The sequence below is a fragment of the Vibrio sp. Vb2960 genome (genome assembly GCF_033337665.1).
Classification (GTDB): domain Bacteria; phylum Pseudomonadota; class Gammaproteobacteria; order Enterobacterales; family Vibrionaceae; genus Vibrio; species Vibrio alginolyticus.
Window position 1 is genome coordinate 159,386 of sequence record NZ_JAWORD010000011.1, and the last position, 16,894, is coordinate 176,279.

Consider the following 16,894-nt stretch of genomic DNA (forward strand, 5'->3'; position numbering starts at 1 on the left):
TTATACCTAAATAACCTCAAGAAGCTTGATCATCAGAAGACGTTGAACACCAAGCGTAGCCAAAATAAAAGAAGGCTCAAAAACGAAAAAAGCCCTGCGATAACGCAGGGCTTTCAAAGGGTGGGACCCCAGCCACATCCCGGCACACAAGTCACACGCTGCGGCTGCTTCCTTCCGGACCTGACCGAGTTCACGAGCTATTGTTGCGAGAGGACCAGAGCCCCATAATTCTTTTCGAGAGGTCTTGCCTCAATCGATGGGGCGATTATTCAGTATCAGCTCTCATAATGCAAGAGCAAAAACCTTGAATTTCATCATTTCATTACCGTTTGAACAAAACTCGATCAATTCATTCCTTTATGATGAAACCGTACAGTCACGATAAGAGGAGTCGTGCCGTGAGGACTGCTTACTCATGTACATGTCTTCATCAGCCAAATGCATCGCTTGCTCTAAGCTCATGTGCCGTTCCCTTTTTGCAGAGAAACCAATAGAGATACTTATAGACTCCAAATCACTACATAATTTGCCTTTCACATCGATTCTACTGAGCTCTCTCATTGCTCTAGTTAACTCGGCTTGCGTAGGATAACCCAGTAATATGAACTCATCCCCTCCAATTCGATAACATCTTCCCGACCAGACATAATGAATTTTTAGCGCCAGTAGTTGTAAAACTTCGTCCCCAGCGCGATGACCATAAGTGTCATTGATTCGTTTGAAATGATTAATGTCTAAGTAAAGTATGGATAGATCTTTGTTTACTCCTTTTCGATACTTTACTTGCAACGCACGACGATTCCTTAACCCTGTTAAGTTGTCAGTGTTCGATTGACGGTAAAGATAAAGCGAAACACAAATAGCAAACAATAATACAAAGATAAACACAGCTTGTGTTTGCGTCGCTAATCGAATCTCATATTCAAGTGCGGTACGCCAATCTGGGCGTACATCGTACTGAGCAATGATCTTATCAACTTCTAACATCGCTATCGCTCGACTGAAGAAAGGCGCAAGCATGGCTCCTTTTTCATTCGCGACCAATCCAACAGAGAGTTGTGACTCATAAAACTCGCCAATAGCGGTATCCTGCTCTATCGGAACCAATTCACTGAGACGTAAAAAATGATTGAGCATCGCCGTATCCATCGGAATGTAATCGACTTCTTCATTTAATAGCCCCTGAATGAGCTCTTGTTGAGTACGATAACGTTTGAGTTCTTTTAGCGGTAACAGTTGCGTCATCATTTGATCGAAAAAGTCATCCTTAACTACGCCAATCCGCTCAGATATCAACTGTGAAACATGAGAGTATGTGCTCGGCTTATAACCTAAACGCTTGACCATCACCGATGCTGGCGCGTAATGGGACTTTGGAAAGTAGCTAAATGCGCGCCGCTCACGGCTGACCGTTAACGGCGCCAAAATTTCGAAATTACCTTGGATAAACTCATGGTACATAGAACCCCAGCTTTCACCAGGCTCACTAATGATCAAGCAGTTTAAAGCCAAGATCTCACAACTTCTCAGGACTACATCAGCCGTCATCCCTTCGACACTACCATCTGCGTTGTATACAACATATGGAAAGATAGATTCGAGCTTAATCCGTATTGGTTCATTAAAATCAAGGGGTAATAAACGAATAGAATCACGCAACGCTGCTCGCCTTAATTCAAATTGATACTGGGAAATTTCTTCGCGAAGCTGCTTTTGCACCGCTTCCCCGTGAATAAACGTAGCGAACGTGTCCAACTCTTCAAGATGATGATCTTTTTTACTGATGATGGATACGGGCTTTATCGAAATCTGATCATTGAGCATCTTGGCGTCAAACCCCTCCATCAGCATCGGCTTGAGCTGGTTAATGGCATCGACAACGCCGTCCACAGCACCTGAACGTAGCAGTGTTACTGCTTGTTCGTGACCTTGATAAGAGATCTGTTCTAGCTCAGGGTAGTGTTGTTTAAGTAATTGGGCATAAACTGTATCTTTGGGGACGCCAACACGCGAAATGTCACTCAACGTCGAATCTTTTAAACCAAAGAGGTAGGTATATTCGATATTTGTTGGGCGGGAATAACTAAAACGTTGAGCACGTTCTTGTGTGTAAGTGATATTCGCAGCAAAGTCCGCTTCCCCATTCGCTACTGAATTTAGAATGGCATCAAAGCTGGAGTAGTTCACGTATTGAACGGTAAAGCCAAACTCCTCTGAAGCAGCATTGAAAAGAACACGAGTGACGACATCATCCGCTTCAGTCGCGACTTTATAATGAGCAATTAAAGGGGCTTCGGCTTTTACATTCAAACTCAAGAGGCAACATGCAAAAAGCAACAGTGTTCGAGCAAAAGTTGTCATGACAAACTTATCTTAAATCAACCACTTATATTGTGGTTATTATTATTGGAAGTGTAGTAAATATGAAATGAAGAACATATACTAATCTCCATTTTGTTCCACAACCAATTCGATACTCTGCCGCACATGTCACTTTTTACCTGACTAAAAACTCATAATTCAGCCTGTTCATCGCTACTACGTAAAATATAGTCAGTCATCCAAGCCGTCCCTAACAAACAGATCCAAACCACGAAAACAGGGTTTGGCACATCCGTGGTCGGGCTGACGACTAAAGCGGCAAAACCCACAGTCGGCAATGTCCAACATAATAATTTGCTCCAACGAATGGTATGTTGAAGCTTCGCAAGTGCTTCCATTGACGCTAACATTCCCGTCAAACTTAACGCCATAAGAACGGCGTACGGTAGGCCTGCAATCCACAATGGGAGCAACAAAAACAACGGCCACCAGCTGTGTTTATTGGATGGCGTCCAATGCGCAGCCGACCACCACATCGCCATAACCGCAATGGTTTGAACCACTGTAACCCAAGCAGACCCATCCAGCTTACCGCCTTGCTGTGTGACCATAAGACCAACTTGCAGTGTAAGTACAATAAGACCAGCGGTGAGCAACACGCCTAAAGAGCTTCTACGAGAAAATACCACCATTAAAAGTGGGAAAAGGATCAAAACACCAACCGACAAAGCAATTGGCTGCATTGAGAGTGTCGCACCAAAAGCCATCATCGCGCCCAGCAATACTAAGCCAGCGAACCCACCTTGTGGCAGAACCCACAGCGCGGGGATCATAAGTGCAAGAACGGGAATGTCACCCTCGCTCAAACTCATCGCCCGAACACAGACAACAGCGAGTAAGGTCGTAACGAAAAATTGAAGTGTCGATAAAATCATAGCGCCTCCTGGCTTCCCCACCTACTTGGTAACTCAACGGCAAAAACTGGGATTGAAAGTCGTTGAGAGGGTCTAGATTCAAGCTTAGCTTGCGTTTGCTTCATGCTGTTTAAGGCTCATCAACCAACGACACTAAAGAGCAGAAAATGTAATTCTTCAAAGTGAGTCGCTGGCAACACAAGGGTTAAGAACCGTTAGCAATATACAAGTCCAATGGTTTACCATTCCTTAGTAATCCAAAATAGACACTTTTGAGTATGGACCAATTTTTAGCGCAAATCTTTGCTGTAATTCACCAAATTCCAAAAGGAAAAGTCTCCACCTATGGGGAAATTGCAAAAATGGCCGGTTATCCGGGCTATGCGAGACATGTTGGTAAAGCACTGGGTAACTTACCAGAAGGCAGTAAACTCCCCTGGTTTAGAGTGGTAAATAGCCAAGGAAAAATATCTTTAAAAGGCAGAGACTTAGAGCGACAAAAAAAGAAATTAGAAGCAGAAGGGATTGAAGTCTCGGAAGTTGGCAAAACTTCACTTAAAAAATACAAATGGCAGCCTTAAGCTGCCATTTTTTGTTCTCAGTACGTCGTATTAACGTGTTCCAACTAGACGAATATCTAATTGGTGAGTTTGTGCTTCATCTGTAATAACACCGTTATGTGTGTCGCTGATAAAACGCAGCTTTCCATCTACCTCAATGCGAGCACGAACGCTGTAACGATGGTTTTGTTTGATTTCATTGCTGTCGTAACTCAACTCAAAAGAAAGAGGAACTTGCTTACCTTCTGTTTCGAATGTCTGTTTCGCCAACACTTTTGCTGGCGCATCCGCCAAGGACACATCTTCTAACGCAATAGTAACCACTGCGTTTGGTGGCAAGGCAATCCGCTCGCGATAAGCCACTGTACCTGTAATCGTCTTCATTGACGCTTCTGTAGATTCCATTTCTGTATTTTGAGAAGTTTGGCAACCCACTAACGCAGCCCCAAAGAGTAGAGAAGTAACAAGTAGTAGTGTTTTTTTCATATATTCCTCGAAAAGAGCATTAAACCGAAGCAATTATAGGTCTGGAATATAAAACTGTCTGCTTCCTGTCACTTTATTTGACAATAGTTTGACTGAGTTAGAATTTATCAAACAATTGATTTTGTTTCATAATTGGAACAATACTATTTCTAAGTTACTCAATAGTTCTTAACTATGCCACTTCACAAGAGTGAGGCTGTTGAGGTAACTTGGAATGAAAGACAACGGTGAGGAGACACAATGAGTAAACCACTACGAGAATTGCTCAGCCTACTACAACTCGAAAAATTAGAAGAAGGCTTGTTTCGTGGCCAAAGTGAAAACCTAGGTTTGCCTCAAGTTTATGGCGGTCAAGTAATTGGGCAAGCGCTTTCTGCTGCGCGCTACACCGTTGAAGAAACACGCACGGTACACTCCTTCCATAGCTATTTTTTGTACCCTGGCGATCCAGAAAAACCTATTATTTATGATGTAGAAAATCTGAGAGATGGCCGTAGCTTTAGCACTAGACGCGTAAAAGCAATTCAAAATGGACGCCCTATTTTTTACCTAACCGCATCCTACCATGGCGATCAACCTGGGTTTGATCATCAAAAAGAAATGCCAGATATCCCTGGTCCAGAAAACTTTGCCTCAGAGAGTGAGCTCGCAAGCCATATTGCAGAATTTCTACCCAAACGCTTACGCAAAACATTTTGCGGGGAAAAGCCTATCGAAACTCGCCCCGTTACGGTTATCAACCCTTTGAAGCCCAAAAAAGCAGAACCCAAACAGTACCTTTGGATTCGTGCTAATGGTGAAATGCCAGAGAATCAGCTAATTCACCAGTACCTTCTGGCCTACGCATCCGATTGGGGATTCCTTGTGACAGCAATGCATCCACATGAAGTCTCATTAATGACGCCTAACTTTCAAGTGGCCACCATTGACCACTCTATCTGGTTCCATCGTCCGTTTAAGATGGATGAATGGCTTCTATATGCGATAGAGAGCCCAACGGCGAGCAATACTCGTGGGTTGGTCCGTGGCGAAATATACAACCAGCAAGGTCACTTAGTGGCGACCGCCGTGCAAGAAGGGGTGATGCGCTACACGAAATAGCTCGTGTTCGCCAGACGAAAAAAGGAGTGCTGTTCCGCACTCCTTTTTTAATGGGTATCAAACGATGATTAATTTGGTTGATACTTCATGTTAATAACCGACCATTCGTAAAGTGATTTCGGGTAACCATATTCGCCTTTCCCGTAAATGACATTTGGGTCGGCATAGAATCCACCTTTATTCGTTGCTAAAAATTCACGAACCCCACGACGGTAAGTAATCACAGGTGCTACTAACTCATACTCTACCTTTTCCATCTTCGAGTCATCAATTATTAAGAACCGAGTCATACGAATCGTGCTGCCGTTGGTGCAGTACCCTGGGTCATCATAGTCAATTGCTTCAAAAGGCTTGAGATCATCTTCGAACAGCTCTGATGTACATCCATCAAATCGAGCTAAGTGTACCCACGCTCCTTTTATTAGAGTTTGGTCATCGTTACCCACCGGCTTGAATGCAAGTAGTGCAATCTTACCTTTGCCGTATAATTTCAATTCTTCGTCCGTTGGCTCACGCACTGAACGAACGTTCATCAAACCAAACTCACTTTCTTCTAAGTTAGAAAACTCACGTGCATTTAGCGTGCTAAACAATACTGTTTGTTCAGTTTCAAGCAATGTATATTGATCCGCAACACCTTCATCTGCAAAGCTTAGATACAGCTGGACTTTCTTACTTTCCAACGCTTTGTAATCTCGAGATTCTCCTTCCGAAACGTCAAGAGAAATCCAACGTCTTTTTACTGGTGGGAGGTCAAGTAACGTCAGCTCTTCCTTATCAACATCTAATGAAGCGACTCCTTTAATTGTTGAGCTGGATATTTGATAGCTGCGGTTTCCTATTGGTGTACCAAAGTCTAGCTTAACCTTTTTAAATGGTTCAAATTCCACCTTCATTGTAGAAGCACTTAAACCAGGGTGATTCGCTTTGTTAATAGTGCCATTTACGACGATTGTTTTAGCTTTGTAGTTGCGTCCAGTAAGAGTAACCTCTACTTGGTACTCGCCTGCGTGCAAAATCTTCAAACGCCCCGTATCAGGGGAAACTAGCTCGACCACAGGATCTTTTTGGTTAATAAGACGGTAACTTGCCTTCGCAGTCCCACCACTCATCACTGCTGAGATAACACTACCAGCGGAGAATTCTACCGTTGGGTAAGTAACCGATACAGGGTTTGTGCCTTGTTTAATCGTGACCGAGAAACTACTTTCACCCGGATCCACTTTGTCGTCCCCCGCATCCGAAACAATAATTTTTGTGCTACCCGCGTTAAGAATTTGCATGGCACCCGTTTGGCTGTTTAAGGAAACTACATCTGTTGCTGCGTTGTCTGCAAATCGGTACGTAACTTCCCCAACCGTACCAGAGATTTTCGGCGCAACAAATGTTTGGCCAACCTTCCAAATCTCTTCCACATCGGATTGAACTTCAATTCGGCTCGGCGCACTCAAAATTGTCACGTAGACTTTTTGATCAGGACCAACAGTATAATTCGCGCTCTCTTTTCTGCGCACAGTTAGCGTCGCTTTACCCGCTTTATACACATGGAGACGTCCTTCACTAAAACCACCGACAACATCTGGTGCGGTGTTATCTACAATCTCAATTTGCTCGTCAGCACTCAAACCAAAATCACGGTGAAGATCAAAACTGTATTTGTTGCTGTATACAACGTCATAATCGTCCGTTGCCATGGGTTGGCCTTCAGCCTTTGCAACTTTAATGACGACATTAAATTGAATAGGTTGGTAGAACTCCCCACCATCGTCTTCAAACTTAAGGTCGTACTCACCCGCAGTCACTACCTCCAACTTGCCGTCAGTCATTCGTAAGCCATTAGGTAAGCTGCTAACTAGATTTACGTTACCTTTTTGCCCTTTAAACGCCAGAGGGATTGAAAGATTTGGTTGATAGGTAAGCGGCATTTCAATGTCTTTTATAACGGGATGAGGCGCGCGATTAACTTCAAGATCAAAACGAGTTTTGCTTTCAGGATAATTACGCATGTCATGCTCGTAAATTTCCACTTCAGCAGCACCAACACCTTTGATCAGTAATGCTTCACCATTTTCAGTTTTAGCGACAACGTCTTCACCACGAATGATTCTCAGCTCATAGTCACCGTAGGCGTTCGTCACCTTAGGGAAAATTCGTCCACCTTCCTCATAAGTTGTGACGATATCCGCTGCCCTGATTTCTTGACGCTTGCCTTGTTTTATATCCACAAAAAATTGCGCTGTTTGCTGTTTATCCAGAAACGCGTCGCTGTAAGTTGCAGTCGCTTCAACCGTTAATCGACCAACATTATGAACAAGAAGCAAACCCGTATCAGGATCTAGCAACTCGGCCACCTTGCTGTCTGGTACGCTATTTATAATTTTGTAAGAAATACGTTGCGTTTGAGCTTTATCTAGACGCACTGGTTCTAACGTCAACCCTTCTCGATACTCGTCTTCAAGCAAAGCGAACTGTAATTGCCCCGGAGCTACTGCATGCAGTTTAACCGTAGCGCGAACTTGTTTCGGCAAGTAAAAGTCGTTACCTGAATCAGTAATCAGCACCGATGCCTGACCAACTGAACCTAATGAATATACCGAACCGTTCTCATCAACACGAATCAAGTTATGACCACTTTCTACCTCATAACTCAGTTCGCCTTTTTGGCCACGGACGATCAACGCTTTTCCTTCTGACTCAATCGCATTGAAATTCAGATCACTCACTGAAAGTTCAGTATTGATGCCTCGCTCTACAGTCACAGAAAACCTTGCTTCAGAAGATTCATAAGCAGAGCTACTATCTGTAGCAAGAATAGTCGCCGTTCCTGGGCGCAGAATTTGTAGTATTCCTGAGTCATTAATTTTCACGACATTTGGCGGATTAGAATCAATGACTTGGTAAGATACCGACCCATGTACATTGCTCAGTTTTGCTTCAGTAACCGTTCCCACTCCTTCAAACTTCAATACCGTGTCTTCCACTTTTAATTGCGGACGGTTCTGCTTTGTTATCGTAGCTGGTGTCTTCGTATTGTTCGGCTTAGAGTCTCCCCCACCGCCACAGCCAGCAAGTAAAGCTGCGAGAAAAAGCAAATAGTAATTTCTGTTCATTTTTAGTAATACTTTGTTACATACAAGATGGGGCGATAATAATACGATGTTTTATTAATCACTACCCCCATTTTTGAGTACTTTATTACTTAAGTAATTGCTACTGTATTCATCCTAAAAACAAATACTCAAAAATAGCGACCAAATTACATGAAAACACAAAAAGCAAACGTTCAAATCAAACTCTTCCATTAATTTAGTAAAAATTAATATTCAATAAAATAAAACATGAAAAAGAAAGAGAAAAAATTGCGTTATTTTTTCTTTCATTATGATGTATAGGATTAATGGACTGTAAAAACAAACAGTTAATGAAAAATAGAAGAGAGAATAAATATCGTTTATATTTATAAAAATCTGGTAGGAAATAGTTTTAAAAGCATAATCAAACTACCTTTTAACATTTAAAATACTAAAAGGTAGAATTAACATTAGATAGAATTCTTATAGGGCGAGTTATTTTAGGATTGGTAACTCTGTTGTGTATTTAATGGACTCCATAGCAAATGTTGAAGTCACATTAGATAGCCCTTTTACGCTATTAACTAACCGCTTATAGAATTCGTCAAAACACTTCATATCTTTGACTAGTACTTTCATCATGTAGTCATACTCGCCAGCCATACGATAAAACTCCATTACCTCAGGAAAGTCACTCACAGTTGTAACAAAATGGTGATACCAACCTTCGGAATGATCAATCGTTTTTAACTGAACAAATGCAATGAAAGATAGCTCGAGCTTTTCTGCACTTAACAACGCCACGCGTTTTTCGATGTAGCCCTCTTCTTCCAACCTTTTCAAGCGCTTCCAGCATGGTGTTGTAGTAAGATTGACTCGCTCAGCCACGTCATTTAATGACAAGGTGCTGTCGGTTTGTAGTAAAGCAAGCAGCTGCTTATCTATTCGATCTAAACTCATTTCTATAAAACCCATAAAATGTAGAAATTTTTTCTACAAAAATCTTTATTAAGAGTAACAATAGCAAAGTTTTTCTCGAAAATTATAGATAAATTATCCCTATCTAATACTTATCTATCGATTTCCCAAGGAGAGACGCCATGTGTACTGACCACAATTGGATCAACAATGCAGTGCGTAAAATTGAAGCAGACTTCCAACGTTCTGCTGATACTCACTTATTTAAACTCGAACTACCTTCTCTTGATGGTATCGATATCTATCTAAAAGATGAGAGTACGCACCCTACAGGCTCTCTTAAGCATCGATTGGCGCGCTCATTGTTTCTTTATGCTATTTGTAATGGATGGATTGGTCCTGAAACCACTGTAATCGAGGCGTCCTCAGGCAGCACTGCCGTTTCGGAAGCGTATTTTGCGCGTTTACTTGGCTTACCGTTCATTGCCGTCATGCCGAAAACCACTGCACGTAAAAAGATCGAACAAATTGAATTTTACGGTGGTAAAGCGCACCTTGTTGAACGATCAGATCAGATTTATGACGAGTCTCGACGCTTGGCTCAAGAGCTAAATGGTCACTACATGGACCAGTTTACTTATGCTGAACGCGCTACTGACTGGCGCGGTAACAACAACATCGCGAACTCTATCTTTAGCCAAATGGAGTTAGAAGATCACCCGATTCCTAGCTGGGTAGTGATGAGTCCTGGAACAGGCGGCACATCAGCAACCATTGGCCGTTTTATTCGTTACCAAAAGTACGACACCAAGCTTTGCGTGGTAGACCCTGAAAACTCAGTGTTTTACGACGCTTTCCAGTCAGGAAATCACTCATTGAAAGGTGATACTGGCAGCAAAATTGAAGGTATCGGGCGACCACGTGTCGAACCAAGCTTTATTGCTGGTGTCATTGATGAAATGCGCAAAATTCCAGACGCAGCCAGTGTGGCAACTGCCCATTGGGTATCTCAGCTGATTGGGCGTAAAGTCGGCGCATCAACAGGCACCAATCTTTACGGCGTGCTGCAATTGGCTTGTGAGATGAAACAACGCGGTGAGAAGGGTTCAATCGTGACGCTTCTATGTGATTCTGGAGAGCGTTACCTAGATACGTATTATGACTTAACATGGGTAAAAGAGAACATCGGCGATATTCAACCTTACTTAGCTCAACTCGAAGTCATTCAAGCAAAAGGTTGCGTTGAGCCAGCTTGTTGCGGCTCAACTAACGCTTAACGTGCAAACTGGACTTTAAAAAACAGCCCAACTTCATGCGGGCTGTTTTTATCGCTGGGTTTTACTTTTTCTGGCGCGCTTCAAACGCAGCCAATTGTTCTGGAGTTGCCGCTGGTTGATGATTTTGTTTCCACTCATCGTAAGTCATGCCGTAAACACGTTCGCGAGCGTCATCAATATCTAAATCCAAACCGAGATTTTCAGCCTCAGATTTATACCATTTGCTAAAGCAGTTGCGACAGAAGCCCGCAAGGATCATCAGGTCGATGTTTTGTACGTCTTTGTTGGCATCTAAATGCGCCAATAAACGGCGAAATGTCGCCGCGTCTAACTTATCTTGTTCTTCTTGAGTCAAGTTTTTGTATTTGAATTCAGCCACTTTCCTTTCCTTCTCTCTTATTTAGCTAGCTTTCGTCACCATATCTAGTTAGTCGGTAGTCATGAGTAAGAAGTATGCTTTAGCGCAACAATTCCCACTCTAAAATCACTACCTTTGATAAAAGCTGATATGATAATTACCATCCATCCTATTGATTAAATTAACATTTAAACAAATCATTACAACGGTCTTTTACCAAGGTTATCGTCTAGTTATGAAAAACGCCATTCTATTATTGTCTGCCTTGACCATTAGCGTGCCAACTTTAGCTGCTCAAGAACAAGCTCATCAATCTTATTTTTATCTGGGTACTGGTAACGTTGGTTTTGATACACCGTACTTCGGCTCGGATAGAGACAATGAGTGGTCAACACCACATATCACCGTTGGCTGGGGTTACCATGTAAACCAATACCTCGCGTTTGAAGGGGTTCTGCGCTATTCACAAAATGAACTTAAGAACAATGCTCTAAAAACTGACTTAGATCTTCACTATTACCAAGCAGGTATGTCTGCTGTTGTAACAAGTGATAACTTAGGCGATACGCCACTATCACTATTCGGTCGCGTAACAGCGCTTGGCACTCAAGCCGAAATGTACGTACCAAACGAACAAAAAGTCACAGATGATTCAGGTGCACTATTCAACATCGGTGCTGGTGTCCATTGGGATATGAGCAAAGATATCTGGTTACGCGCAGAGTACATTTATAATGTCGCGGATATGGGTTTTGAAGATTTTTACGACAGCTACGAAGGTGTACAAATCAGCCTAGGGAAACGCTTCTAACATTAGATAGCACCAAGTTTCCATAATTGAAAAACAAAGAAGCCGAGTGTTTTGCCTCGGCTTCTTTTAGATTCTATAGTATGTCGTCATTTACTGAACAGAGAACGTTTCTGTTGCCTCTTTGTTCACATGGTTGCTTGGTTGACCAGCATCGAGAGAATGCAAAATACCATCTTGACGATCTTTTAATGCATTCGTCAACGTTGGAAGTGCGGTAGTTGCTAGCAACGCCATAACACCTGCAACTAAAACCATTTCGACCATGTAACTACCACGTACTTTTTTCAAGGAAACACCTCAATAATAATAGGCATAGGCTGCTTTCCTAGCATTAAACCTAACAAGACCCAACATTCAGTCAAAACGATGAGCGAGTCCTGTGCCCCTCGAATAAGTGGCGAAATAATAAACAAAAATAATCATTAAATCTATAAGTAATCACTATCTATACAAAAAAACACCGAACAAAAATTGCCCGGCGTTTTCAATCAAAGCTTTACGTGCTACTGCTAGGGGTGGGCAACACGGCCCTTCGTATCATGGCTAATTGCTTTGTTTAACTCTGCTTCTACATGACCTGGTGCTTGTGTTTTCGCCGAAATCAATCGGTACATTGCCGGGATAACAAACAAGGTCACCAATGTCGCAAACCCCATCCCGAAAAAGATAACCGTACCCACGGCAATACGGCTCTCATAACCCGCCCCTGTCGATACGATCAACGGAATTGCGCCAGCAAGTGTGGTAAACGCAGTCATCAAGATTGGACGTAGACGTCGCGCAGCTGCATCAATGATCGCTTTTTCAAACCCAACGCCACGATCACGTAGCTGATTGGCAAATTCTACGATCAAAATACCGTTTTTCGTCACCATACCAATCAACATGATCATGCCAATCTGGCTATAAATGTTCATACCTTGGCCCATAATAACCAAACCAAGGAAGCCACCAAATACACCCATCGGCACCGTAAACATGACCACTAACGGGTTTACGAAGCTTTCAAACTGAGCCGCCAACACGAGATACGCCACTAGTAGTGCCAATGCAAACACAACAGCAACACTTGCTTGGTTCTCTTTAAAGTCTTTCGACTCCCCCGAATAGCTCACCGAAATGTCACCCGGTAAGTTGTCGATGGCTTCCTGGTCTAGATAATTCAGCGCATCTCCTAATGTATAACCTTCCGACAGGTTGGCAGTAATAGTGATGGACTTCTGTTTGTTGTAGTGAGAAAGACGAATAGAGGCCGCCACTTCTTCAATTTTTGTGACCGCATCTAACGTCACTAGCTGACCGCTATTCGTGCGCAGATAAATCTGACTTAAATCTGCAGCATTATTAAAGCTATTTTCATCACCGCGAAGATACACATCGTACTCTTCGCCACGCTCAATATAAGTCGTTTCGCTTTTACCACCGAGCATGATTTCTAGGGTGTCAGAAATGTCTTTAACACTGACTCCTAGCTCTGCGGCACGCTGTCGGTCAACTGTAACCAATAACTCAGGCGTTTTTTCCGAGTAATCTATCTCTGCTCCTTCCATCATTGGTGATTCTTCTGCTTTGTTCTTTAGCATTTCAGCCCAAACAACGAGCTCACCGTAATCAGAGCCGCCTAATACGAACTGAACTGGCTCACTCGAACCACCTTGGAAACCTGGCATAAATGGGAACACTCGAACATCTGGGATACCCGCCAATTCTTTACGTACTTTGTTAAGGGCTTGCTGAGCCGTGATATCACGTTCGTTCCAATCTTCTAGAATCATGATCACAAAGCCTGTCTGGTCTCCTGCCTGGCCACCAAACGCTGGCGTTTGGATGCTGAATGACTTCAGATAACCTTGCCCTAGTAATGGCATCAATCGGTCTTCGACAATATCCATATTGGCTGACATGCGATTGTATGACGTAGCATCTGCACCGCGCACAAACGCGAATATCACACCGCGATCTTCTTGTGGGGTCAGCTGGGCCGGTACCTGATTCATCAAGAAATAGCTACCGCCCAAACAAGCTAGAATCACCAGCGGAGCAGCCCAACGTACTTTCAATGCACCTTTCAATAATGCGCGATAGCCACTCTCAAGCTTGCTAAACAAGCGATCAACCGCTTCATTGAATCGATTTGGTTTTACATTCGCTTTCAAAATCTGACTACCTAATACAGGAGTCAGCGTCAGGGCAATCAAAGAGGAGAATATGACCGACATAGCCAGCAATACAGAAAACTCTGTAAATAGTAGACCTACCATGCCATCCATAAAGGAGATCGGTAAGAACACCATCACCAGCACTAATGTTGTTGCTATAACAGCAAAACCAACCTCTCTTGTGCCTTTATATGCGGCGAGTAATGGCGATTCACCGCGTTCAATATGGTGGAAGATATTCTCTACAACCACAATTGCGTCATCCACCACCAAACCAATCGATAATATCAACGCCATCAAGGTGATCAAGTTGATAGAAAACCCAAAGTAGTACGCGGCAATGAACGAAGAAATCAGAGAAACAGGTACCGTAACCGCAGGAATTAAGGTTGCACGAGCTTGGCCGATGAAAATGTACAATACCAAAATCACCAAGCCGCCCGTGATAAATAGCGTGCTGTACACCTCTTCGATTGAACGCTCGATAAACACTGTCGCGTCGTAATCTATCGCAAGACGTGTACCTTCTGGTAAGAACTTCTGGATGTTATCGACTTCAGACCTAACCAGCTTCGCAACCTCTAACGGGTTTGCGTCTGACTGCGGTACCACACCAAGACTGATGTTTACTACACCATCACTTTTGAAGGTTGAGTTTTCGTTTTCTGCACCAATGAAGACATCTGCTACATCTTTTAAATAGATAGGTGTATTGTCGCTTGCGCGTTTAATGACAAGATATTGAAAATCTTCAGGCGTGTTATAAGTACGAGCCGTACGCACGGACATTACTGTTGAGTCGTTGCGAACTTCACCTCCTGGGCTTTCTAGGTTCTCACTTCGCAAAGCTGATGTAATGTCCGAAGCTGTAACTGAACGTCCAGCCATTAGTTCTGGCTTAAGCTTCACGTACATGACCTTGTACAAACCACCGGAGAGATCAATGGAGCTAACCCCAGAGATCAGGCTAAAGCGGTCCATCAATACACGTTCGGCATAATCCGTTAATTGAGTACGGTCCATCTCTGCAGAACTGAGATTGATGTAGAGCGATGCCTCTCCCGAGCCATTGTTCTTATAAACAATAGGGTCATCCGCTTCATCAGGTAGCGAGCGCTGAGCACGAGCCACGGCATCACGCACGTCGCTCACACCTGTGTTGAGATCGTAACCTAATTCAAACGTGATCGTGATACGCGACATGCTGTTACGAGTAGTGGAGCTAATTTCATCAACTCCACTGATCCCAGAAAGCTGGTCTTCCAAAACGGAGGTAATTTGGCTTTCAATAATAGTCGCCGATGCACCCTCATAACGCGTACTGATAGAAACGACTGGGCTTTCTATATCAGGCATTTCACGAACGGCTAATTTGGTGAATGACACAAAGCCAAACACACACAACAGCATGCTCAGAACCAACGCCGCGACAGGGCGTTTAACTGAAACGTCGGACAGTAACATTAGTTTTCTTCCTCATCCGATTCACTGTCATTGCGTGTCACATCCGTGGTGTTCGCTTTTAGTGGCGCGACAATTTCTTTCACTTCGACACCATCACGCATGTTAACAATGCCTTGAACCACAATCTTGTCACCAATCTCAACACCAGATTCGATCACCACCTCGTTACCAACACGAGCCCCTAGCGACACTTCTTGACGAGTAGCTTTGTTATTTTCATCAATTACATATACAAAACGTTTAGTTCCGGAGTATTCAAGTGCTTGAACAGGAATGATTGGCGCCTTAATAGCAGGAAATGCTAGTGAAGCGTTCATCAACATGCCCGGCTTCAATTGATTTTCTGGGTTATCAAACTCAATACGCACGCGAAGATTCAGTGTTTCGGCGCTGATCCGCGTATCAATACCTGTGACTTGACCAGTAAAGGTCTGGCTACCCCATGCACTGGTTTTAGCGATGACTTCCATACCAATAGAAAGCATCGATAAATAGCGCTCCGGTACTTGTAAATCCAGTTCCATGACGGAAAGATCATCCAACGTCAAAAGTTCAGTACCGGCACTGACCATTTTGCCTCGGCTAAAATCGATAAAACCAACAGTGCCAGAAAATGGGGCAGTAATATGGAGATCAGCTAAATTGGCTTGAGCAGCATCAAGCCTCGCTTGTGCTATTTCAACACTGGCTTTTTGTGCATCGATTTCAGTTTGAGTAATCGCATTCCGCTTAACCAAACGTTGGAACTCTTTTAACTTACGCTGTTCATCTTTAAGGTACGCCTTTGCCTCAATCAAAGCGGCTTGAGCCTTATCGTCATCTAACTTAATTAATAGCTGGTCTTGCTGGACATTTTGATTCGCTTTAACAGCGATTTGATTCACTTTGCCGGCGACTTCCGATGCGACAACCACAGACTCCGCTGCCTTTAATTTGCCGATAAGAGTTAAGGATTGATTGATCTCGTGCGTTTCTACTTGTTCAGTCACAACGGTAACCGCTGAGCCTCCTCGCATCGCAGCGCAAACCGATGGAGAACTCAGTAATATAGAAAGCGTTAAAACAGATAACGATAACGTGGCTTTCATGCTCATGATATTGACTTCTAAACGAATAAACTTATGTCATTAAACTGCTTACAGTTTATCAGTAGATACGGTGTTTAACGTCAAGTAGTGTAAATTCAAGTAAAAAGCGCGCTTCTCTTCTGTTCAAAGGACAAACAAAACGCTGACTTTCTACCATCTTTGCCCAAAAAGACAGCATTCAACGTAAAAACGTAAGAAAAACGCTTTACAGCCTGAGCGAGTTTGCTATGATTCGCTCCGCACTTGGGAGATGAGTTGGGAAAACATCTTACTAAGTATAAAAATCCTCTGGAGGGGTTCCCGAGTGGCCAAAGGGAGCAGACTGTAAATCTGCCGGCACTGCCTTCGATGGTTCGAATCCGTCC

At 43.2% G+C, this 16,894-nt stretch carries 13 protein-coding genes, 1 tRNA gene and 1 other RNA gene; 5 read left to right on the forward strand and 10 right to left on the reverse strand.

Annotation, left to right across the window (positions count from 1 at the left end; translation table 11 throughout):
- Window positions 1-123 precede the first annotated feature (123 nt).
- The 3 genes from ffs to R7O03_RS11750 all read right to left on the reverse strand — a co-directional run bounded on the left by ffs (window position 124) and on the right by R7O03_RS11750 (window position 3,257).
- Window positions 124-220, reverse strand: an RNA gene (gene ffs / locus R7O03_RS11740) — signal recognition particle sRNA small type.
- Window positions 221-357: 137 nt separating this feature from the next.
- Window positions 358-2,361, reverse strand: a complete 2,004-nt coding sequence (locus R7O03_RS11745) for a GGDEF domain-containing protein (protein ID WP_005389940.1) — start codon at window positions 2,359-2,361, stop codon at window positions 358-360.
- A gap of 152 nt (window positions 2,362-2,513) precedes the next feature.
- Window positions 2,514-3,257, reverse strand: coding sequence for a hypothetical protein (locus tag R7O03_RS11750; RefSeq protein ID WP_005389942.1), 744 nt, complete (start codon window positions 3,255-3,257; stop codon window positions 2,514-2,516).
- A 257-nt stretch (window positions 3,258-3,514) separates the two neighbouring features.
- Between R7O03_RS11750 and R7O03_RS11755 the strand changes: the two genes are divergently transcribed.
- Entirely contained in the window at window positions 3,515-3,817 is a 303-nt protein-coding gene (locus R7O03_RS11755) for a DNA base-flipping protein (protein WP_005378570.1), read from the forward strand.
- Window positions 3,818-3,847: 30 nt separating this feature from the next.
- On the opposite strand, the gene R7O03_RS11760 is transcribed toward R7O03_RS11755, so the two are convergent.
- Window positions 3,848-4,282: a YbaY family lipoprotein gene (locus R7O03_RS11760; RefSeq protein ID WP_285386151.1), complete on the reverse strand. Its 435-nt coding sequence runs from the start codon at window positions 4,280-4,282 to the stop codon at window positions 3,848-3,850.
- A 240-nt stretch (window positions 4,283-4,522) separates the two neighbouring features.
- On the opposite strand from R7O03_RS11760, the gene tesB reads away from it, so the two are divergent.
- Entirely contained in the window at window positions 4,523-5,383 is an 861-nt protein-coding gene (gene tesB / locus R7O03_RS11765; protein ID WP_005378575.1) for an acyl-CoA thioesterase II, read from the forward strand.
- A 68-nt stretch (window positions 5,384-5,451) separates the two neighbouring features.
- Here the strand turns inward: tesB and R7O03_RS11770 are convergent, their stop codons facing one another.
- Together R7O03_RS11770 and R7O03_RS11775 are read right to left on the reverse strand one after the other, a co-directional pair.
- Window positions 5,452-8,493, reverse strand: coding sequence for a cadherin repeat domain-containing protein (locus tag R7O03_RS11770; protein WP_285386150.1), 3,042 nt, complete (start codon window positions 8,491-8,493; stop codon window positions 5,452-5,454).
- Window positions 8,494-8,949: 456 nt separating this feature from the next.
- Window positions 8,950-9,414 (reverse strand): Lrp/AsnC family transcriptional regulator, encoded by a 465-nt coding sequence (locus tag R7O03_RS11775; protein WP_025998626.1) that lies wholly within the window; start codon window positions 9,412-9,414, stop codon window positions 8,950-8,952.
- Between the two features lie 140 nt (window positions 9,415-9,554).
- Between R7O03_RS11775 and R7O03_RS11780 the strand changes: the two genes are divergently transcribed.
- The gene (locus R7O03_RS11780; protein ID WP_005389952.1) at window positions 9,555-10,649 is read left to right on the forward strand and encodes a PLP-dependent cysteine synthase family protein; all 1,095 of its coding nucleotides are present in this window, start codon (window positions 9,555-9,557) and stop codon (window positions 10,647-10,649) included.
- Window positions 10,650-10,710: 61 nt separating this feature from the next.
- Here the strand turns inward: R7O03_RS11780 and R7O03_RS11785 are convergent, their stop codons facing one another.
- Window positions 10,711-11,028 (reverse strand): DUF1244 domain-containing protein, encoded by a 318-nt coding sequence (locus R7O03_RS11785; RefSeq protein WP_005378586.1) that lies wholly within the window; start codon window positions 11,026-11,028, stop codon window positions 10,711-10,713.
- A gap of 214 nt (window positions 11,029-11,242) precedes the next feature.
- On the opposite strand from R7O03_RS11785, the gene R7O03_RS11790 reads away from it, so the two are divergent.
- Window positions 11,243-11,818: a porin family protein gene (locus R7O03_RS11790; RefSeq protein ID WP_213871758.1), complete on the forward strand. Its 576-nt coding sequence runs from the start codon at window positions 11,243-11,245 to the stop codon at window positions 11,816-11,818.
- Window positions 11,819-11,908: 90 nt separating this feature from the next.
- On the opposite strand, the gene R7O03_RS11795 is transcribed toward R7O03_RS11790, so the two are convergent.
- From R7O03_RS11795 to R7O03_RS11805, 3 genes are all read right to left on the reverse strand, one after another.
- The gene (locus R7O03_RS11795; RefSeq protein WP_031781369.1) at window positions 11,909-12,106 is read right to left on the reverse strand and encodes a type II secretion system protein; all 198 of its coding nucleotides are present in this window, start codon (window positions 12,104-12,106) and stop codon (window positions 11,909-11,911) included.
- 221 nt (window positions 12,107-12,327) lie between these two features.
- Window positions 12,328-15,441: a multidrug efflux RND transporter permease subunit VmeF gene (gene vmeF / locus R7O03_RS11800; protein ID WP_262636097.1), complete on the reverse strand. Its 3,114-nt coding sequence runs from the start codon at window positions 15,439-15,441 to the stop codon at window positions 12,328-12,330.
- Window positions 15,441-16,535: an efflux RND transporter periplasmic adaptor subunit gene (locus tag R7O03_RS11805; RefSeq protein WP_005378593.1), complete on the reverse strand. Its 1,095-nt coding sequence runs from the start codon at window positions 16,533-16,535 to the stop codon at window positions 15,441-15,443. Before R7O03_RS11805 ends, vmeF begins: the two co-directional genes overlap by 1 nt.
- Before the next feature lie 292 nt (window positions 16,536-16,827).
- On the opposite strand from R7O03_RS11805, the gene R7O03_RS11810 reads away from it, so the two are divergent.
- A tRNA-Tyr gene (locus tag R7O03_RS11810) sits at window positions 16,828-16,894 on the forward strand.